The organism is Nocardia sp. NPDC051756 (genome assembly GCF_040681495.1).
Taxonomy (GTDB): Bacteria; Actinomycetota; Actinomycetes; order Mycobacteriales; family Mycobacteriaceae; genus Nocardia.
In genome coordinates this window covers 263,365-282,369 of sequence record NZ_JBFAYV010000005.1, presented here as the reverse complement: position 1 = coordinate 282,369, position 19,005 = coordinate 263,365, and the positions used below count along the sequence as shown (strand labels likewise).

Sequence of the window (19,005 nt, the reverse complement as noted above, 5' to 3'; positions counted from 1 at the left end):
GCGTCCCTAGCGGAAAGCGTTGCCCATGAACTTGTTTCGATTGCCGACCGAGCGGATCGACCAGGTCGCCGACTGGGTCGCCGAACAGGTGAATTCGCGCGTCCCCGCGGCCGATCCGGCCGAGCGGGATCCCGAGTTCATCATCGACACGGTGGGTCCGGGCTGGATGTTCGCGCGACTGTACTTCCGGGCCGAGGTCCGGGGGCTCGAGCGGATACCGGCCGAAGGCCCGGTCCTGTTGGTCGGCAATCATTCCGGGGGCAACGTCTCACCCGAGGTGCTGGTGGCCACGCTGGCCTTCGTGCGCCGGTTCGGTCCGCACCGCCCGTTCTTTCAGCTGGCGCACGACATGGTGATGGCCTATCCGGTCATCGGCACCCTGTTGCGCCGCTTCGGCGCGGTCGGTGCGGACCAGGACAGCGCCAGGCAGGTGCTGCGCGACGGCGCGGCGGTGCTCGTCTATCCCGGCGGCGACTGGGAAGTGCATCGTCCCAGCTGGAAAGAAGACGAGATCGACTTCGCCGGCCGCACCGGTTTCCTCCGCCTGGCCTGGGAGGAAAACGTGCCCATCGTGCCGATGGTCAACATGGGCGCCCAGCAGACCGCGCTGATGCTGTCCCGCGGAGACCGGCTGGCCCGGCTGCTCCGGCTGGATCAGATGTTGCGGCTCAAGGTGTTCCCGATCTCGATCGCTTTGCCGTGGGGGCTCAATGTCGGCGATCTCGCGGGGCACATTCCGTTGCCGAGCAAGGTCACCGTCGAGTTCCTCGACCCGATCGATCTGCGCGCCGAGCTGGGGCCGGAGCTGGATCTGGACGCCGCCTACGCGCACGTCACCGGCGTCATGCAGGAGGCGCTGAGCGGCCTCGCCGAGGAACGCGGGTTGCCGATCGTCGGCTGATATCGGTTGGGCCGCAGTCGATCAGCTGGTGCCGGGCAGCGCTTGCGCGACGAACATGTAGCTCTTCTCCTCGACCCGGCGGGCGATCCGCCACTGCCCGTCGACGCGGGCGAAGGTGTCCAAATACCAGAGCCCGCACAGCATCAGGCTCGGCGGGCCGTCGCCGCCGGAGAGCAGCATCGGGTTGTGGCACATGGTCCGGCCGGTGGCCGTATCGCCGTCGAGGGTGATCGACGAGTTGCTGATCAAGTGTTGGAAGGCAGGGAAATTCGGCAACATGGCGGCGAGGAATTTCTTCGTCGCCGCCACGTCGCCGGCCGAGCCGCCCATCGCCGAGTAATCGATGTGCGCGTCCTCGGTGAAGATGTCGTCGAGCAGCTCCCACTGTCCGGTGTCGACCGCGTGGGAGTACCGGACCATCAGGTCCTGGATCTCCAGGCGGTCCGAAATCTCTTGAAGGGACAGCATGCTTGCTATGCCACCAGGCTCGGGCCCGGGAAGCAAGAGCCGGGCGCTCGATGTGGCCGGTGGTGGCGGAAGCGGAAAGGGGGTCAGGCCTTGTGCGGCAGGATGGTCAGTACAAGCGCGAGTCCGGCGGCGAGGCTGGCGAGCGCGAGGACCGTGGTGGTAGCAGACTGCGTCAGAGCTGCGATGCCGATCGAAAAGGCAAGGCACGTAGCGAATGCCAGTACCGCGGTCCCCGGCTCAACGCCGGCGATCCGGGTTGGTCGGTGATCCGTCGATGTCATACATCTCTCAATACCCAATCGGGGCCGTTACGAAACCGTGACTGTTGAATCGCCGGGTCGGCGGCCCCGATTGCTTGCCCCGCGGGTCGCCGGGCGTGCGGTGGCAGACCGGCTGAACGAGCGATGAATGCGCTGGTCGGGGGCTCGGCTACCTGGTGTCCCCGGTTGGTGGGGACGGGTAAGTGGAGTACAGAAGTACTCGCGACCGGGGTGGCGCGGCGTCGAAGGATGAGGGCGTGCGGAACACCGCGCAGTAATTACCAAGAGCATGGAGTTCGCTCATGGCCGAAAGATTCACCCTGCCGCCTCCGGGATTTCTGCGAACCGAGATCACCGATCTCGGCCACGACATCGATCCGAAATTCTCCGACGCGCGCGACTGGAGCGAACTGCTCTCGCCGGTGCGGACGACGCCGGTGCATTCGCCGGAACGGGACCTCCGGGCGGCGGACGAAGCCGCCGCGGCCGCGCCCGAGATCGCGCTCGGCCTGCCGGGCATCGCCGACCTGCTCGACGGCAAACGCTACGAGATCATCAGCGTCGGCACCCGATTCCTGGATCGCGACACCGAATATCCGGTGGTCGTCATCTACAACTATGCCGACGATATCGTCGTCGAGGTCATGGTCGACGTGGCCACGCGCTCGCTCGTCGAGGTGCACACGACGCAGAACCAGCCTGCCGTGTCCGCGGCCGAGGAAGCTCGCGCCATCGAACTGGTCCGCCGCGACGGCCGGCTGGCCGAGCAGGGCATCGACGTCGGCACCGGCGCCGGGCTGATCGTCGAGGACGTGAACATCCACAGCTCGCGGTATGGGCATCGGCTCGTCGATCTGCGCTTCGGACCCGCGGATCGGCGGTTGCCCACGGCGTTCGCCATCGTGGATCTGAGTGCCGAGGACGTCGCCGAGGTCGGCCTGATCCCGGAGGGACGTCATGAGTAGCTCAGGGACGGTGAGTTGGCCGCCCGAGGCCCCGGTCTGGAAGTTCTTCTGGGAGGTGCTGGACGGCAAGAGCGAAGCCATCGCCTTCCGCGACGTCTTCTACAAGGGCGTCAAGGTGCTGCACCGCGCCAGCCTGCCGATGATCCGCGTGCAATACGACGGTGGGGCGGGCGGTCCGTACAAGGACGCGCTCAGCAGCGGCAACATGCAGCGGCCCGTCGCGGTCTACGAAGGGACCAACCCCGAGTACCGCTTCCTCGTGGTGGAGAGTTACCACGTGATCGGCCGCTACCGCCTGCTCAACCGGTGGATCTTCCGCAGCGACGGCATCATCCTGCCGCAGCTCTACAGCGCCGGCCTGCAACACCCGGCCAACCATCGCCACCACACGTACTGGCGATTCGACTGGGACATCGACGGTGCGGCGAACAATCTCGCGCTGCAACACGCACTGACGAGCCAGGATTGGGGTTACGGGCCCGGCTGGATCCCGCGGACCAGCGAACTGTCCTCGATCCACATCGGCGACAATCGCTGGGCGGTGCTCAAAAAGGGCACCGGGCGTGGGTTTCTCATCGACAAGGGACCGTTCGACGGCGCCAGCGACTGGTTCTCCCGGCTCGACGTCGCCGTCACCGCCTACCACGGTCCCGAGGACCTCGGCGGCGCGCTCGGCAACGCGAACGACGACGAGCTCTGGCGACATGTCAACGGCGAGAACACCGACGGGGCCGACATCGTGATGTGGTACGTCGCGCACCTTGCCCACGAGGCGCACGACGGCGGCGATGAATGGCACGTCTGCGGGCCGATTCTGCGTCAGTTCGGTTACTGATCCGGTTGCGCGCCCCGGCCGTCCGGTCGGGGCGCGCACTCCAGTAGCAGGAACAGTGGACGGGTGAAATTGTCGTTCCACCAAGGGGTTTGCCGGCGCTGCTCGTCGGTCGGGTGGGGCTCGCGCACGCCGGTGATGACGAAACCGGCGGTGGTGATCATGCGGATGTAGGTCTCCAGCGAGAAGAACTGCTGGACCGAGGCGGCCGGTGAGGTCCGGCCGGCGACGTTGAACTTCTGCTCCACCGTTCGGCTGCCGAAGTAGGCGTCGATGGCGAAGTCTTTTGTGCCGTCGGCTCGTTCGCTGCGCGCGGCATAGAAGCACGGATGCATGCCGAGCAGGATCATGCGGCCGGATGGCCTGAGTACCCGGGCGAACTCGTGAAAGCGATGGCCCGGGTCGTTGATTCCGTTCGGCAGCCGGTTGGCCACGACGAGATCGACGCTGTGATCGGCGAGGGGGAGGGCGGCGACATCGGCGTGGTGGAACGTCGATGTCTCGGGTGCTGCATCAGGGTGATCGATTGCCGCCCTGATGAATTCGGCGGAGGTATCGACTCCGTACACATGTCGCGCGCCGCGCCGGACCAGTTCGCGCGTCAGATACCCTTCGCCGCAACCGGCGTCGAGGATCGCCAGCCCTGCGCAGTCGCCGATCGACGCCAGCAGCGCCGGGTCGGTCAACTGCGTTTGATACGGATCGACCCGGTCTCGCACGATGCCGATCCAGAACTCGGCATTCGCCGCATATGCCGCCGACACCCGCTCGTCCCCAACCACGCCGCCTCCGTTCGCCACCGATGTGGCCCTCATGATTTCACGTGACGCGGTCGGCCTGGACGATCCAGATCGGCATTGCGATCCGCCCTTTGTCGTCGGTCGCGGCATTCGGGTACTGCTCGACGAACTCTCGCGAAGGTTCGGTGAGTGCGAGCAGTTCGCCGGAGGTCAGGTCGGTGATCGCCCAACCGCCTGCGGTCAGGGTGTCGCGAATGTTCTTTTCCGACACGGGAAGTGGGGAAGGAACTCCGCCGATTGTCTGGTCGGAGAAGCACAGCATGTTCAGCCGCGCGCCAGGTTTCGTGGCGCGATGCAACGCCGCGGCGTACTGCGTCCGGTGCTCGTCGGCGAGGCAGTGGTAGAGCGCGCTGTCCAACACGGTGTCGAACCGGCCGTCGAAGCCGGTCAGGGTCGTGGCATCGGCGACGGTGAATTCAACGTCCACACCGTGCGCCACAGCTCGCTGCCGCGCCTGTTCGACCGCAGGCGCAGCAGCATCGATCGCGGTGACTCGGTACCCCTTTCCGGCCAGGTAGATCGCGTTGTCGCCGAGGCCGCAGCCCACATCGAGCACCGCACCGGACAACCGTCCCGCACGCTCGAACGCGACAACGGCCGGCTGGGGTTCGCCGAGATCCCAGGGCACGGTAGAGGTCGTATACAGGTCATCGAAGTCGAGAATCATGATCCGAGCTTCGCCTCGCCCGGTGCCGCACCGCGAGCTGCCGCGCGGATTCTCACGGATTCCGTCATCGGCTTCGATCAGATGTTGGAATCCGTCACAGCGGGAGGTTGTCCCGGAGGCGGGTTACCGCGGTGACTATGGCCGCGGACTGGATGGTGACCAGGTGGGGGACCGGGATGGGCCGGCCGGGGGCATTGGTCTCGATGTCGGTGCACCACTTTTCGAAGATCGCGGCGAAGTGGGTGCGTTCGGCGGTGACCTCGGGGGACGGGTTCTGCTGCGCTTCCTCGTCCAACAGGCGCAGGAGCATGCCGCCGGCGCGGAGCCGGGCGACGCCGACCCAGACGTAGTCTTCGATGAAGATGTCGCCGCGGGTGGCGGGGCGGGAGTCGGTGGCGGAGCGTTTGGCGGTGGCGTTGCCGCGCAGGGCGCGCACGGTGTCTTTCAAGGCTCGCTCGAAGGGGCTTCGGCCGGTCAAACGGTCGGCTAGCCGGTCGAGGGCACCCTGCACGATGTCCGCGATCTCCTCGTAAGCGGTTGCGGTGGAACACAACGCGCTCGCCATGGTGCGTCCGCTCGGGGCCTCGTCGGTGACCCTGGAGTCGACCCACAGCGGCAATTCGCAGACCAGCAGGGCGGTTGCGTGCGCGGCCGCGTAGTCGCGGATGCCCGCGCCGTACATCATCGCCAACGGCTCGACGCCCTCGGCCGCGAGGGTCTCGGCGATCCGCTGGAACGACGGCAGCTCGAAAACCCCTGGGGCCCAGGTTCTTGCGCCGGGGACATCGGCCGCGCCCGCATAGATCGGCACACCCGTCGCGGTGAGCTGATCGGTGAGCCCGGTCCAGTAGTCGCGGTCGCCGCCGGTGGTGTAGAAGAATCCGCCGCCGAAATCGGCGTTGTGCAGCGACACGATCAGGGCGGGTCGGGTCCGATCGATCAGGCGCATCAGGGCAACGGTTTCCGGCAGCGGCGTGCCGACCGCGTTGCCGCGCCAGTTGGTCGGGAAGCACCACTCCGGCTGTTCGGCGGCGGGCGGACGGTAGAAACCGCGCGCGACGCCGGTTCTGGTGCGCGCCTCGGCGAACCAGCCCTCGTTGAGCCGCGTTCCGTCGGGGTCGAGGCACAGCACGAAATGCCAAGTAGCGCCCAGGGTTTGCGCGTCATCCGCGGTCAGCCGACCCAGCAGATGGCGGATCGTCGCCATGCCGATCGGCTCGTTCGGGTGTGGGTTCCCGATGACGACCACCTGCCTCGCCCCGGACCCGACCCGCACCTCGCGAATCGGATCACCCCCGCGTGACCTGCCGATCTCGGTGACCGTCACCCGATCCGGCACCGTCGCGACCAATTCGTCGACGTACTCGCTCAATTCGTCCACCGTCGGAAACACGTCGATCAGCTCGACCGCACCGACGATCTCCCGCACATGATCCACCACCGAAACCTCATCCTCCGCGCCCTCCTCCATAGTGGGCTCGGCGGCTGGCCTACGGGCCAGTTTCTCGACAGCAGAATGGATTCCATACGATCGGTATACGTCCCACCATCCGATGGCCGAACCGAGGGTTCAGCGGGGAACGCTGAACGACGGTGGCGCGTCGGCCTTCGCGGTGCCGAAATCCGGGCCGGGTTCGGTGCCCATGGTGAAGTCGAGGGTGCCGCCGGACAGCGCGAACGCCTCGGGCAGCCAGGCTTTCGTGGTGGTCTCGCCGTTCACCTGCAAGGCGCGAATGTAGGGGGCGGAATCTACGCCGGGGGCGGTGATGGTGAACTGCTCGCCGGACGAGCGGACGATCTCGGCCCTGGTGAAGGCCGGGCTGTGCACGAAAAGTTCTGCGCGGCCGGGGATTACGGGATAGATGCCGAGCGAGGCCCAGACGTACCAGGCGGACATGGTGCCGAGATCGTCGTTGCCGACCAGGCCGTTCGGGGTCGGCGCGAACAGGTCGTCGCGGGCTTTGCTCACCACGTCCTGGGTCCGCTTGGGCAGTCCTGCCCAGGCGTACAGCCACGGTGTTTGCAGCGTCGGCTCGTTGCCGAGGTAGGCGAAGGGTTCGTGGGGGCCGGCGTTGAGCTTGGTGAAGAACAGGTCCAGCCGCCGGATCGCCTCGGAGTTGCCGCGGTCCTCGACGTTGTCGCCCATCAGGTTGAACAGGGCCCGCACGTCGTGGAAGGTCATCCAATGGTATTGCGCGCCATTGCCTTCCACGTATCCGTCGGTGCCTGCCGGGTCGAACGGCCCGAAGAAGCCCTGGGCCGTACGGGGTTGCAACCATTTGGTCATCGGGTTGAACAGGTGCTGCCAGCTGTGCGCGGCGCGCAGGAACTTCGCGTTGACCTCGCTGTTGCCGAGCCGCTGGGCCAGCTGCGAGATACCGAAATCGGCGATGTTGTATTCGAGGGTGTCGGATACCTGGTTGGGCACCCAGCCGAGCCGCTGGTACTCGTCGTTGCTCGGGCGTTCGGTGTAGCCGGCCTTCTCCCCGATGCGTTCGGCGCCGGCCACCATCGAGGTGAGCGCGCCCTCGGCATCGAAATCGTGGGCCCCGAACGCGTACACGCTGGCCACGACCGAGTGGTACGGGTCGCCGTTCATCACCCCGGTGATGGTGTTCTGATGCGACCAGCGGTCCCACACGTCGCCGAGGACGTGCGCGTTGTCGTACATCGATTGGGCGATGTCGGAGGCCACGTCGGGCGCCAGCCAGGCGAGCAGCTGGGCCTCGCTGCGATAGATGTCCCAGCCGGAGAAGGTGGCGTAGTAATGGTGACCGGGACGCACCTGATGGGTCTGACCGTCGAATCCGGTGTAGTTGCCGTCGACGTCGTCGAAGATGTAGGGCTGCAAAAAGACGTGGTAGAGCGCGGAATAGAAGGTCTGCAGCCGTTTCTGATCGCCGCCGGTCACCTGGATCTGATCGAATCTGCGCTGCCACGCGTCGTGCGCGTTCCCGCGGACGGCGTCGAAGTCCTTCGCGCCGACCTCGGCGGCCAGATTGCGCCGGGCGCCGTCGACGCTGACGTAGGACAGGCCGGTGCGCATCTGCACCGGCTGCGCGGAATCGAATTGCAGGAAGAGGCCGGTGCCGAGGCCGTTGCTCGCGATATCACCGGAATTCGTGCGCCGGGTGGGGGCCGCGCCGCCGGTGCTGGTGGCGCCCGGCTTGATGACGGCGTCCTTCCACGCGCCCGATGCGGTGATCGGGCGGTCGAAGGTCGCGTGGAAGTAGATCCGGTAGCGGGTGCGCGCGCCGCAGAATCCGCCGGTCAGGGCCCAGCCGGAGACGGTGTTGCCGTCGATGCGGATCGAGGAGTCGTCGACGCCGTTGACCGAGCCGGTGACGTCGAGCAGCAGCGTGCCCGGCTTGTTCTTCGGGAAGGTGAACCGGGCGACGCCGGCCCTGGTCGACGCGGTCAGCTCGGTCTGCACGCCGCTGTCGGTGGTGACGCTGTAGTAGCCGGGGTTGGCCTGCTCGTTCGCGTGATCGAAGGTTTGCAGATAGCCCGCGCCGTCGACGGCGGGTGAGCGGCCGATGATCCCGGACACCGGCAGCACCGGAAAGTCTTGTGCACCAGTGCAACCGGGACCGGAGATGTGCGTCATCGAGAAGCCGTAGAGCCGGTTGTCCTCGTACTTGTACCCGCCGCCCGCGGTGCGCACCGTATCCGGGCTCCACTGCATCATCCCGAACGGCGAGACCGCGCCGGGGAAGGTCATTCCCGCGCCGCCGCCGTGTCCGAAATCGGGGCCGCCGTCCTGCGTGCCGACGAATGGATTCACGTACCTACTGGAATCAGCCACAGTCTCAGCGTGCGCCGCGACGGGAATCAAGGGAAGCAACAAAGGAACAACAATGCCGACAAGACGGCGACGCGACATACCTCTCCTCGACGAGCGTCCGACAACGTTGCCCCGGTGCGTGCCCATCCTGGCAGGGCGGACCGGGTCGCGAGCGGTCGACACGCCGCTGAGCAGTGCTTTTGTCGTTGTGGCCGACGATGATCGGGGGCGGGGCGTGGATTCGAGCCCGGCCGCTCAGCGTCCGAGAGTGATCGCGTTGGCGCGCAAGGTATCGGTCAGGTCATCAATTCTGAGGATCTCGTGGATCCAAGTGGGGACGGTGAGGTTGCGGTCGACGGCGGCTCGGACGGCCGCGGCGGTGACGACGGCCGTTGCCACGGACTGACCGCGGCCGGCTGCCCAGCGGGACGAGCCGTTCGATGAGCGGGCGAGCACCATCCATTTGTCGCTGCCCGGCATGTGTTTCGGTGCGAGCGCTTGCAGGGCGGGGGCTCTGGTGAGGAGGCCGAGGCCGGTGGTGGCGAGGCGGGTGTCCATGCGCAGGTAGGTACGGACCGGGACGCCGAATTCGCGAGTGAGGCGGTGTTGGTCGGCGAAATCGGTGCGGAGGGCGGGAGCCGGTTTATAGCCGGATTCTTTCGGGGTTTCGAATCGTTGTGGCCTGGTGAAGTTTCGGACGGAGGAGCCGTCGGGGTCTGGAAAGTGTTGTCCCAGTAGGCCGTAGGTCCATGCGGTGGCGGCGGCGCCGTGGCGTTCGCCGGAGCCGAGGCCGATCACGATGTCGAGGGGGCCTGGGTGGGTGGACAGGACGTCTACGGCGAGCAGGGTGGTCAGGCCGGGGGCCAAGCCGACGCCGAGGACGGCCGGGCCGGCGATTTCCTCCAAGTTCTGGACGTATTCGCTGGTGGCGGAGATATCGAGGAACGGTATTCCGCGGGCGGCGGATGCTTCGGCTAGTCGGATATTCTCGGTGCCTGCGCAATTGACCACTGCGGCAACGTCATTCAATGCTGCGGTGAAGCTGTCGAGGTCGGAGAGATCGAGGGTCACGTCGGCTCGGACCGGGTCACGTCCGGCGGCTAGTGCGGCTATTCCGTTCGCTCGGAGCAGCAGGACAACGTGTCCGCCGACGGCTCCGTATCCGCCCAGTACCAGCACATTCATCGGGACCCCTCCGGATTCGGCCGCACCGTAAGGCCGCCACGGTCCGTGCAGTGCCACTCTAGTGGGACGTGCTCCGGGTTTTTCGCGGACGCGATGCGGGTAGCGCTGGTGTATGGACCTTTCGGAATGTTTCGAGTGGCGGGGTCGGCGAATCGCGTGGGGGAGAGTCGGGCAGGGGCCTGCCGTGGTGCTTTGCCATGGGACGCCGTTCTCGTCGGTGCTGTGGCAACCGTTCGCGGAGGCGTTGAGTCGCGATTTCACCGTTCATGTCTGGGATATGCCCGGGTATGGGCAGTCGTCGAAACGGTCCGAGGATGCGGTCGACTTCGGGAGTCAGGCTTCGGCGTTCGCGGCGTTGCTCGAACATTGGCAGCTGGATCGTCCGCACGTTATCGCGCATGACTTCGGTGGTGCGGTGTCGTTGCGTGCGCATCTGATGGAGGGTGTGCCGTATCGGTCGTTGATGCTGATCGATGTCGTCGCGATTCCGCCGAGTGGGTCGCCGTTCTTCCGGTTCGTCAAGGAGCATCCGGATCTGCTCGGGCAGCTTCCCGCCTACATTCACGCGGCGATCGTGCGGGCTTACATCCAGGGGGCGAGTCATCGGGGGCTGCGTGATGACGACCTCGATGCGTTGGTCGCTCCGTGGACCGGAGACGAGGGCCAGCCGGCCTTCTATCGCCAAATCGCGCACTACGACGAGACTTTCCTGATCGAGAACGAGCAGCTACTCGGCGGGATCGATATTCCGGTTCGGGTGCTGTGGGGCAGCGAGGACACGTGGATCCCCGCTGCCCAAGGCCGCAAACTCGCCGAACTCATTCCCGGCGCGACGTTCCGGTTGATCGGTGAATCGGGGCATCTGATGCACTACGACGCCCCGATTCCGCTGACCGACGAGATCCGGAGCTGGCTCTGATCAGAGCAGCCACGGGTTCATCGCGCAGACCGGCGCGGGATGGGTGGCCGGGTTGAGTGCGCGCAGGGCGAGGGAGACCGCGCGGGGGGAGTAGAGCATCGAGTTGTGGTCGGAGATGTCCTGGACGCAGCCGTCTTGCAGGAGGACATCGTCGACCGTCGCGCCCGGGCCCGCCGCGAGGTAGGTGCGGGTGAACGGGCTGGAGACCTCGTCGTAGCGGTCGGCGACGATGGTGTAGTCGATGCCGGGCATCGTGTCGCCGCCCTCGTTGAGCTTGGTGAGCACCGGCGAGCCGATGAGTTGCTGGATGCCCGCGTGGCCGATGAGCGCCTCGGTCGGGGTCGAAAGGTCAAGTCCCATGGTGTTTTTGAAGACGCCGAGGAGGCTGCCCAGACCGCTGAGCGTGGTGCCGTGGTTGGTGGCGCCGAAGGTGATGAGCTTGTTCACCTTGTTGACCGCGGGGTCGTCGGCGTTCGCGCCGCCGTCGAATTTCAGGTACTGGCGTGCCACTACGCCGCCCTGGGAGTGGCCGATCATGTCGACCTGGCCGGCGCCGGTGGCCGCGCGGACCCGATCGACGAAAGCGGCGAGTTGTTTCGCGGAGTCCTCGATGTAGCCGGTGGCGCCGATCGTCGGCTGGTTGAGCCCCGCGCCCGCGACGTTGGCTCGGCCGTAGTTGAAGGTGAAGACGCAGTAGCCGGCCTTGGCGAGTTGCGGGGACATGTAGGAGTAGGCGCCGAACGCGCTGGCCCAGGTCCCGTGCACCAGGACGACCGGGCGCGGGTGCGCGTCGTCGGGCTTGCAGGCCCAGTCGTTGGACCCCTGCGGTGCGACGTCCGGGTTGACCAGGCCGTAGGCGAAGGCCGCGGCCTCGTCGGTCAGTACCGGGCCGTATCCGACGGTGTCGGCGGAGTGCGTCTCCGGGCCCGGATCCCCAACGGCCACCGCGGCGTTGAGCCCTAATCCGACAATCGCGGCTGCCATGATCGCCGCGACCGTGCGCGACGAACGGAGGATGCTTCTCATTTGCTGGTTCCTAGCAAGAGGGGTGCTGTGCACAGGTGTGTGGAAGGTGACTGCTTGGGTGAAACAGAAACTGGTCGTACGACCAGTTGAGGGAAGATTAGAGGTAATTCGCTGGAAAATAGCCGTGACTACTTTCACGCTGGGATGCGTGGGGGCGGTGCCGAAAGTCCACGGCCGGTCGGCGTGCGGATTGCCACCGCTGACCAGGCGGCTACTCACCCACAGTTCACACAACGTTTCACCAGTTCAACACTGTCGAACGCCCGTTGTTGCGCGTTCCGCCCCAGGCCTGGATTCGCCGAAGATCCGCACTCCCTCTCGGGATCCGCACTCGGAATAGGGCCCTAGAGTGAGTGCAGATCCCGAGTTCAGGTGCGGATCTTGCTCGGGTTCGTGATTGCGGGGGTGCGGCGCGTGGAGGTACGTAGGGTGTTTGTGTGCGCCAGGATGAACAGTCAGTTCTTGCCTCTTCGTTCGGAACTGCGGCGGCGGCGTATGCCGAGCATCGGCCGGACTATGCGCAGGCCGCGGTGCGGTGGGCGCTCGACGGTGCGCCGGGGGTGCGGGTGCTCGACCTCGGGGCCGGAACGGGGAAGCTGACTGCCACGCTGCTCGGGTTGGGTGCCGAAGTTGTTGCGGTTGAGCCGGATTCGGCGATGCTGGCCGAGTTGCGTCATGCACTGCCTGGTGTTCGTGCCCTGTCGGGGAGCGCCGAGTCGATTCCGCTGCCGGACGCTTCTGTCGATGCCGTATTGGCGGGGAATGCCATGCACTGGTTCGACATGGATGTCGCGGGACCGGAGATTGCCAGAGTTCTCGCGCCGGCCGGCGTTCTCGCTGGTCTGTGGAACGTCATGGACGACGGGGTCGACTGGGTTGCGGGGCTCGCGCAGGTCAGCGGGAGCGCGGCGATCGGCCCGCGGGATACGCCGGTGAGTTGGCGAGCCGAGACAGCCGAGATGCATCTGCCGAAATCCGGCGCGGCCGCACGATTCGGCTCACCGGAGCAAGCCGAGTTCGCCCACGGTCAGATTCGTACCGCCGACTCACTCGTAGCGACACTGGCGACGCGTGCGGGGATGTTGGTCATGCCGGAACAGCAGCAGCAGGCCACCCTGGGCAGAATTCGCGATTTCCTCGCCGGCCGACCGGAGACCACCCACGGCGAGTTCACCCTTCCGATGCTGACCTGCGTGCTGCGCGTGCGTCGACTGTGAACCACGTCGACGGCGTTCGCCTGGGCGCGCGGCGTCGCGAGCCACCACGATGAGGCAGGGCAAGACTCTGCTCGCCTCGACCACGGCCGGCTCCGCACAGGTCGAGTACCGAGGGCAGCCAACTGACTTGACGTGGGCTGCGAGGCGGGGGTCAGCTGGCGCGATGGTGGATCGGGCGTACTCCGGCCAGGGCGCGTAAGGCATCCGCGCGGGAGATGGGTTGGTCGTCGGCGAGGGCGGCGAGTTCTACGGCGAGCCAGTCGCGGATGAGTTCGCTCATGGTGATGCCGCGGGCCTGGGCCTCGGCCTTGATGGATTGGTCCATGTCGAGGGGAATGCGCAGCGATCGGACCACCATGATGTCTTCGCCGGGCGCCATCGGGGGCGGTACGTCGGTGTCGCGTACCGGTGCGTCGTCGAAGACGAGGCTGTCCATCAACTCGTCCACACCCTGCGGGGTGGTGGGGAATGTGTTGTCGCCCATCACTGGTTCTCCTGTTCCCACTTTTCGAACTCGGTCAGCTGCTCCGGGCTCATCGGTCGGGCGGCGACGATCTGCCATTGCCAGGCCTCGGCCTGGCGCAGGCCGACGATCAGCGGGCGACCCGCGGCCGTGCGGCCCCAGATCGTCAGCATCTCCATGCCGGCCGTGCCGCGTCCGCGCCGTGGCCACCGTCGCTGCTTGGTCAGCACCTGCATCACCTCGTTCGGAGAGATCCCGATGAGCATGTCCAACGCCCAATCAGGCCACTCGAAACCCACACCTCGCATAATACGCGCGTATTACGCCTGGTGGCTATAGGCGGGCCGACTTGCGGGGACGCTGGTAGAAGTGGATGCGTGATCTATGTCGACGTTCCGCTGACCGAGGATATTCGGGCCGCTGTCGCGGCCGAGTGGGGATACAAGGGCGACGGGGTGCGCCTGTACGGCGGTGAGGAATCCGCGGCGTATCGGGTCGGCGAGGTGGTGGTGCGGATCGGCGCGGTGGATCGTGATCCGGCGGAAGTGGAGTGGTGCAACGGGATTGCGGTTGCCGCCGCCCGCACGGTGCCGGAGGCGGTGGCGCCGCTGCCGCGTGCGGATGGGTCGACGGTCGAGGTGGTGGCGGGCCGGCCGATCACCGTATGGCCGCTGATCGAGGGGCAGTGGGCGAGTAGCGAGGATCCGGTGCAGGTCACCGAAGCGGCCGGGCTGCTGGCGCGGGTGCATCGGGCGCTGGCGGACTACCGGCCGTTGCCTCGGCCCAAACGGTCGTTTCTGGAGGTCGGGCTCGATGGGTCACCGTCTGCTGAATTACCCGATCCCGATCTGGATCATTGGCTGGGCGAGTTCAGCAAGTCCGCCCGCGCGCAACCGCTGCACGGCGACTACTACGAGGGCAATCTGCTGGCCCGCGACGGACATGTGACCGCCGTGCTCGACTGGGATGAGGCGCTGATCGCCCCGCCGGAGGTCGAACTGGCCTCCGCCGCTTTGGAATTCGCCGACGTCCTCGGGCGCGATTTGACCGGAGCGCGGCAATTCGTCGACGACTATCACGCCGCGGGCGGCACCGCCGGGCAGCTCGACGACATTGCTCTCGCGCAGTTGATGCGGCACCGATTGCGCAGGGAGGCAGTGTATTTCGGCATCGCGGTCGGCCGCGGCGTCCAGCACGACGAGGACGATCTGGAGTATCACCGGCAGCGGATGGACGCTTTTCACCTACTCCGGCCTTGAACGCCCCTTAGAGCAGGTAAAACTGCAACATTCAACGGTTATCGCCGCATCCGGAGAACCGACCACCAATTATGTAGGGGCGGTAAGAGTTTCCGGATTTTCCCCACTTCCATTGGGGAGCTTCGGGCGGGTATAGACGTCTTACAGTGAGACCTATCCGATCCCCGCCCTTTGTGAGGCACCTCATGTACAAGAAATCAGTCACGCTCGGCGCTGCACTATTCGCGCTTGCTATTCCGATGGCCGGCTCGCCGGCGTCTGGAATGCCGACCACCGATCGCGACATGCCCACTCCGCCCGACAAGATTGTTATCGATGTCGCGACCGTAAATGGCACCGGCTGCCCGGCCGGAACCGCGGCCGTCGCGGTCTCGCCCGACAATGAGGCCTTCACGGTCACCTACAGCCAGTACACCGCCAAGGTGGGTATCGGAGCCGGTCCGACCGAATTCCGGATGAACTGCCAGCTCAACCTGAAAGTGCATGTCCCGCAGGGCTTCACCTACGGCATCGCGCAGGCCGACTACCGTGGCTTCGCCTCGCTGGCGAAGGGCGCGACCGCGCTGGAGCGGGCCCGCTACTACTTCCAGGGCAATTCGCCGACCGACTTCGTCGATCACACCCTCAAGGGCCCGTTCGGTGACGACTGGCAGTACACCGACTCCACCGAGGTCGGGGCGATCGTTTACCAGCCGTGTGGCGAGTTCCGCAATTTCAATATCAATACCCAATTGCGTGTCGACGCCGGCACCTCTGACCCGAAAAAGACCACCAGCTTCATCACGATGGATTCCACGGACGGAAGCATCAACACCACCTATCACTTCGCGTGGAAGAAGTGCCCGCAGTGAATTACGTCGAGCAGCGTAATTCCTGATTCGGCACGGTGATCGGGTGGGCGATCACCGCTCCGGCGCGAATTCGACCGCTATCCGCAGAGATATCTCCGGATAGCGGTCTTCGCCGTCCATTCGAGTGGCGTGAATGGACGCCCGTGTATGCCGGCCGACGGTCGATCAGGCCGACGGCACGGGTAGTTGGTTGGGGCGGTGCGCGGTTGGGGGGACGTCGGGGCGGGTTTGCCAGGGGTGCGGGCCGTCGAGCGGGCGGTATTCGACGCCGAGGGCGGCCAGGCGGGGGAGGTGGTGGTCGCGGAGGCGGGACAGGAACTCGGAGTAGTCACGGGCGGCGGGGCTCCAGGCGAGCTCGGCGATGGCGCACAGGCGGGGGAATGCGGCGTAGTCGACTCGGCGCACCGTGTCCAGGTGTTCACTCCACAGCTGGGCTTGCAGGCCGATGACTCGTGGGTCGTCGAGCGTGGGCTCGTAGCGGTACACGTCTTCGAGGGTGCGCAGGTAACCGACCGGGATCGGTTCCTCGGGGTGATCGGACTGGCGGTGGTCCAGGTAGAAGTGGTCTTCCGGGCACAGGACGACGTCGTGGCCCGCGGTCGCCGCTCGGGTGGCGGCCGTCGCGTCGCGCCAGGCACCGATCACCATGGGCGGTAGCGGGCCTGCGTCGAGCACCTCGTCCCAGCCGAAGGCTCGGCGGCCCCGAGTGGCCAGGTACGCGGCGAGGTCGGCGACGAGGCGGCCGTGTTCCGCTGTCGCACCGGGGACTTCGTCGCCGCCGATGCCGATGACCTCCGACGGGAAGATGGTCAGCACATGGTCGAAGACGCGGCGGAAGAAGTCGAGGGTGCTGGGGGTGGGGTCCAGCAGTGAGGTGCTGATGCCCCAGGAAGTCCATACCTCCCAAGGGGTTTCGGTATCGGGACCGAGTTCGGGGTAGGCGGTGATGGCGGCGCGCGCATGGCCGGGGACGTCGATCTCCGGCACCACGGTGATGGACCGGTCGGCCGCGTACGCGACGATCTCCCGCAGGTCGTCGGTGGTGTAGAAGCCGCCGTGTGGGCGGCCGTCGCGTTCGGGGCCGTCGTGCCTGCCGACCATCGATCCGGTTCGCCACGAGGCGATTTCGGTGAGTTTCGGGAAGCCCGGTACTTCGATGCGCCAGCCCTGGTCGTCGGTGAGATGCAGGTGCAGCACGTTGAGTTTGTGCGCCGACAGCAGATCGATGAACCGCAGCACCTCCGCCTTGGTGCGGAAGTTCCGGGCGACGTCGAGCAGGCAACCGCGCCAACGGTATCGGGGATGGTCCTCGACCACACCGCACGGCACGACCACCGGGTCGGTGTCGATGGTGGCCGCGCGGAACGCATTCGGACCGGCAAGCTGGCGCAACGTCTGCTGCGCGTGCGTCTGCCCGGCCTGATCCGCTGCGGTGAGCGTGATCCCGCTCGGCGTGATCTCCAGCCGGTACCCTTCGGGCGGCAGATCCGGGTCGAGGTGCACGTCGAGTTCGGTGGGCCAGGCACATACGCCGGGTGCCGGCGTCACCGAAACCGGCCGGGGGAGCAGGGTATCGAAGCCGGGCATGTCAGCCTTTCACCGCCCCGCCGAGGCCGGAGACGAGTTTGCGTTGCACGAGCACGAACAGCACGAGCGCCGGAATGGTCATCAGGGTCGAGGCCGCCATCACCGCGCCCCAATCGGTGTCCTCCGGCTTGAAGAACACCAGGATCGCCTGCGGCAGGGTCTGATTCTCGGTCTTGGAGATGATGAACGTCTTGGCGAACAGGAAGTCGTTCCACGCGTGGATGAACGACAGCACACTGACCGACACCAGCCCGGGCGCCACCAGCGGAAGCAGGATCTGCCAGGCGAACCGAAGCCGGCTCGCCCCATCGAGTTTCGCCGCCTCCTCCAGCTCGATCGGCACCGCCGCGACGAACCCGCGCAGCAACCAGATCGACAGCGGCAGGCTGAACACCAGATCCACCAGCATGATCGAGCCGAGTTCGTTGAGCCCCAACGCCGGAACGGTGCCGCCGATCGAGCGCATCAGGAAGAACAGCGGAATCGTCAGCGCCTCCACCGGAACCATCTGCGCCACCAGGATCATCACCAGCAGCACGGTCCGGCCACGGAACCGGAAGCGGGTCAGCGCCACCGCGGACAGGAACGACAGCAGCAGCGAAAACAGCACCACCACAACGGCGATCAGCAAGCTGTTGAGGAAGAACCGCCCGAAGCCGTTCATCGACAGCACCCGGGTGAAACTGTCCAGGCTGGGCGCCAGCGTCCACGGTCTCGGATCGGCCGACTGGATCTCACCCGGCGGCTTGATCGCCGAGAGCACCATCCAGTACAGCGGGAAGGCGACGAATCCGGCGATCACCACGGTAATCACCTCGGCGACCAGGCGGCCGGGCTTGCGCGGTGCGCGAAGCAAGGGTTTCACTGCCATGGCGTGCTCCTGCGCTGGGACCGGACGTAGAGGCCGGTGATCGACAACAGCAACAGCGTCATCAGGACTCCGATCGCTGAGCCGAGCCCGTATTCCTGCCCGGCGAAAGCCTTTTGGTAGGCGTAGACGTTGAGCACCAGGTTGCGCCCGGCGACCCCGCCGCCATTGGTCATGACGTAGATCTGGGTGAATACCTTGAAGTCCCAGATGATCGACTGGATGGTCGCGATCAGCAGCAGCGGCCGCAGCATCGGCAGGATCACCGAGCGGGCCGATCGCCAGGTCGACGCCCCGTCGAGGGCCGCGGCCTCCAGCACCTCCTCCGGGATTGCCTTGATGCCCGCGTACATGGTCACCATGACGAACGGGAACGAGCACCAGATCACCTCGGCGGCAACCAATCCGAACGCGCTGAGGGTGCCGAAGGTCCACGAGTGCCCGTCCATCGAACCGAACCCGAGACCGGACAGCGCCTCGTTGACGATGCCGAAGTCGGCGTCGAACAGGAACAGCCAGACGTAGGACCCGGCCATGGCGGGCGTCGCCCACGCGCCGAGCGCGGCGAGGAACAGCAGCATCCGGGGTACCGCGCGGACCCGCGTCGCCAGGACGGCCAGCGCGGTGCCGACCACCAGCCCGCCGATCACGCAGACCCCGCCGAACACGAAGGTGTTGGCCAGCACGATCCAGAACTGGCTGTCCGAGAGCAGTTCCCGGTAGTTGCCCAGACCGATGAACTCCAGCGGCGCCGCGCCGGTGGCCTGTGCCTGGCCGTAGTCGAAGAACGAGATCAGCACGATCTGATAGATCGGATAGATCAGGACGGCGGCCAGCAGGATCCCCGCCGGGGCGAGATAGAGCCATGCGGCGACGGTGTCCCGGCTGATGCGACGCGGTTTCGGCGGCGTGCGCGGGGCCGGGGTCGGGACGGTCAATTCCTGAATTGCCAT

General features: G+C 66.4%; 20 protein-coding genes. 7 read left to right on the top strand and 13 right to left on the bottom strand.

Annotated elements, in window-relative coordinates; translation table 11 throughout:
* The first annotated feature begins 25 nt into the window (after window positions 1-25).
* Window positions 26-901, top strand: a complete 876-nt coding sequence (locus AB0M22_RS23280) for a lysophospholipid acyltransferase family protein (RefSeq protein ID WP_364730467.1) — start codon at window positions 26-28, stop codon at window positions 899-901.
* Between the two features lie 21 nt (window positions 902-922).
* On the opposite strand, the gene AB0M22_RS23275 is transcribed toward AB0M22_RS23280, so the two are convergent.
* Window positions 923-1,369: a nuclear transport factor 2 family protein gene (locus AB0M22_RS23275; RefSeq protein ID WP_364730465.1), complete on the bottom strand. Its 447-nt coding sequence runs from the start codon at window positions 1,367-1,369 to the stop codon at window positions 923-925.
* Window positions 1,370-1,452: 83 nt separating this feature from the next.
* Window positions 1,453-1,650, bottom strand: coding sequence for a hypothetical protein (locus tag AB0M22_RS23270; protein ID WP_150404742.1), 198 nt, complete (start codon window positions 1,648-1,650; stop codon window positions 1,453-1,455).
* 281 nt (window positions 1,651-1,931) lie between these two features.
* Between AB0M22_RS23270 and AB0M22_RS23265 the strand changes: the two genes are divergently transcribed.
* Complete coding sequence (locus AB0M22_RS23265) at window positions 1,932-2,594, top strand: hypothetical protein (RefSeq protein WP_364730463.1); 663 nt, start codon at window positions 1,932-1,934, stop codon at window positions 2,592-2,594.
* Window positions 2,587-3,429 (top strand): hypothetical protein, encoded by an 843-nt coding sequence (locus AB0M22_RS23260; protein WP_364730460.1) that lies wholly within the window; start codon window positions 2,587-2,589, stop codon window positions 3,427-3,429. The genes AB0M22_RS23265 and AB0M22_RS23260 overlap by 8 nt, the downstream gene beginning before the upstream one ends.
* Here AB0M22_RS23260 and AB0M22_RS23255 read toward each other — a convergent pair.
* The 5 genes from AB0M22_RS23255 to AB0M22_RS23235 form a co-directional block, all read right to left on the bottom strand.
* Entirely contained in the window at window positions 3,423-4,208 is a 786-nt protein-coding gene (locus tag AB0M22_RS23255; protein WP_364730458.1) for a methyltransferase domain-containing protein, read from the bottom strand. The two genes, AB0M22_RS23260 and AB0M22_RS23255, sit on opposite strands and share 7 nt — an antisense overlap.
* Before the next feature lie 37 nt (window positions 4,209-4,245).
* Window positions 4,246-4,893, bottom strand: coding sequence for a class I SAM-dependent methyltransferase (locus AB0M22_RS23250; protein ID WP_364730455.1), 648 nt, complete (start codon window positions 4,891-4,893; stop codon window positions 4,246-4,248).
* 94 nt (window positions 4,894-4,987) lie between these two features.
* Window positions 4,988-6,364 carry a M14 family zinc carboxypeptidase gene (locus AB0M22_RS23245; RefSeq protein ID WP_364730452.1) on the bottom strand — a complete coding sequence of 459 codons (1,377 nt, stop codon included), beginning with the start codon at window positions 6,362-6,364 and terminating at the stop codon, window positions 4,988-4,990.
* Window positions 6,365-6,463: 99 nt separating this feature from the next.
* Entirely contained in the window at window positions 6,464-8,776 is a 2,313-nt protein-coding gene (locus tag AB0M22_RS23240) for a GH92 family glycosyl hydrolase (protein WP_364730450.1), read from the bottom strand.
* A 156-nt stretch (window positions 8,777-8,932) separates the two neighbouring features.
* Window positions 8,933-9,862: an NAD-dependent epimerase/dehydratase family protein gene (locus AB0M22_RS23235; protein WP_364730447.1), complete on the bottom strand. Its 930-nt coding sequence runs from the start codon at window positions 9,860-9,862 to the stop codon at window positions 8,933-8,935.
* A gap of 184 nt (window positions 9,863-10,046) precedes the next feature.
* On the opposite strand from AB0M22_RS23235, the gene AB0M22_RS23230 reads away from it, so the two are divergent.
* The gene (locus AB0M22_RS23230) at window positions 10,047-10,781 is read left to right on the top strand and encodes an alpha/beta hydrolase (RefSeq protein WP_364730444.1); all 735 of its coding nucleotides are present in this window, start codon (window positions 10,047-10,049) and stop codon (window positions 10,779-10,781) included.
* Here the strand turns inward: AB0M22_RS23230 and AB0M22_RS23225 are convergent, their stop codons facing one another.
* Complete coding sequence (locus AB0M22_RS23225; RefSeq protein WP_364730441.1) at window positions 10,782-11,807, bottom strand: alpha/beta fold hydrolase; 1,026 nt, start codon at window positions 11,805-11,807, stop codon at window positions 10,782-10,784.
* A gap of 437 nt (window positions 11,808-12,244) precedes the next feature.
* Here AB0M22_RS23225 and AB0M22_RS23220 point away from each other — a divergent pair, with 437 nt between their 5' ends.
* A complete protein-coding gene (locus AB0M22_RS23220; protein ID WP_364730438.1) occupies window positions 12,245-13,024 on the top strand; it encodes a class I SAM-dependent methyltransferase in 780 nt (259 codons plus the stop codon).
* A 151-nt stretch (window positions 13,025-13,175) separates the two neighbouring features.
* Here AB0M22_RS23220 and AB0M22_RS23215 read toward each other — a convergent pair whose 3' ends face one another.
* Both AB0M22_RS23215 and AB0M22_RS23210 read right to left on the bottom strand, forming a co-directional pair.
* The gene (locus AB0M22_RS23215) at window positions 13,176-13,508 is read right to left on the bottom strand and encodes a hypothetical protein (protein WP_364730435.1); all 333 of its coding nucleotides are present in this window, start codon (window positions 13,506-13,508) and stop codon (window positions 13,176-13,178) included.
* Entirely contained in the window at window positions 13,508-13,795 is a 288-nt protein-coding gene (locus AB0M22_RS23210; RefSeq protein ID WP_364730432.1) for a hypothetical protein, read from the bottom strand. The genes AB0M22_RS23215 and AB0M22_RS23210 overlap by 1 nt, the downstream gene beginning before the upstream one ends.
* 69 nt (window positions 13,796-13,864) lie before the next feature.
* Between AB0M22_RS23210 and AB0M22_RS23205 the strand changes: the two genes are divergently transcribed.
* Together AB0M22_RS23205 and AB0M22_RS23200 are read left to right on the top strand one after the other, a co-directional pair.
* A complete protein-coding gene (locus AB0M22_RS23205; protein WP_364730429.1) occupies window positions 13,865-14,746 on the top strand; it encodes a phosphotransferase in 882 nt (293 codons plus the stop codon).
* 173 nt (window positions 14,747-14,919) lie between these two features.
* On the top strand, window positions 14,920-15,597 hold the full coding sequence (locus AB0M22_RS23200; RefSeq protein ID WP_364730426.1) for a DUF4360 domain-containing protein: 678 nt from the start codon (window positions 14,920-14,922) through the stop codon (window positions 15,595-15,597).
* 165 nt (window positions 15,598-15,762) lie between these two features.
* Here AB0M22_RS23200 and AB0M22_RS23195 read toward each other — a convergent pair whose 3' ends face one another.
* Genes AB0M22_RS23195 through AB0M22_RS23185 form a run of 3 tightly spaced genes read right to left on the bottom strand, consistent with a single transcriptional unit; the run spans window position 15,763 to window position 19,005 of the window.
* Window positions 15,763-17,184: a beta-N-acetylhexosaminidase gene (locus tag AB0M22_RS23195; RefSeq protein ID WP_364730423.1), complete on the bottom strand. Its 1,422-nt coding sequence runs from the start codon at window positions 17,182-17,184 to the stop codon at window positions 15,763-15,765.
* A 1-nt stretch (window position 17,185) separates the two neighbouring features.
* Window positions 17,186-18,055, bottom strand: a complete 870-nt coding sequence (locus AB0M22_RS23190) for a carbohydrate ABC transporter permease (RefSeq protein WP_364730420.1) — start codon at window positions 18,053-18,055, stop codon at window positions 17,186-17,188.
* Complete coding sequence (locus AB0M22_RS23185) at window positions 18,046-19,005, bottom strand: sugar ABC transporter permease (RefSeq protein WP_364730417.1); 960 nt, start codon at window positions 19,003-19,005, stop codon at window positions 18,046-18,048. Before AB0M22_RS23185 ends, AB0M22_RS23190 begins: the two co-directional genes overlap by 10 nt.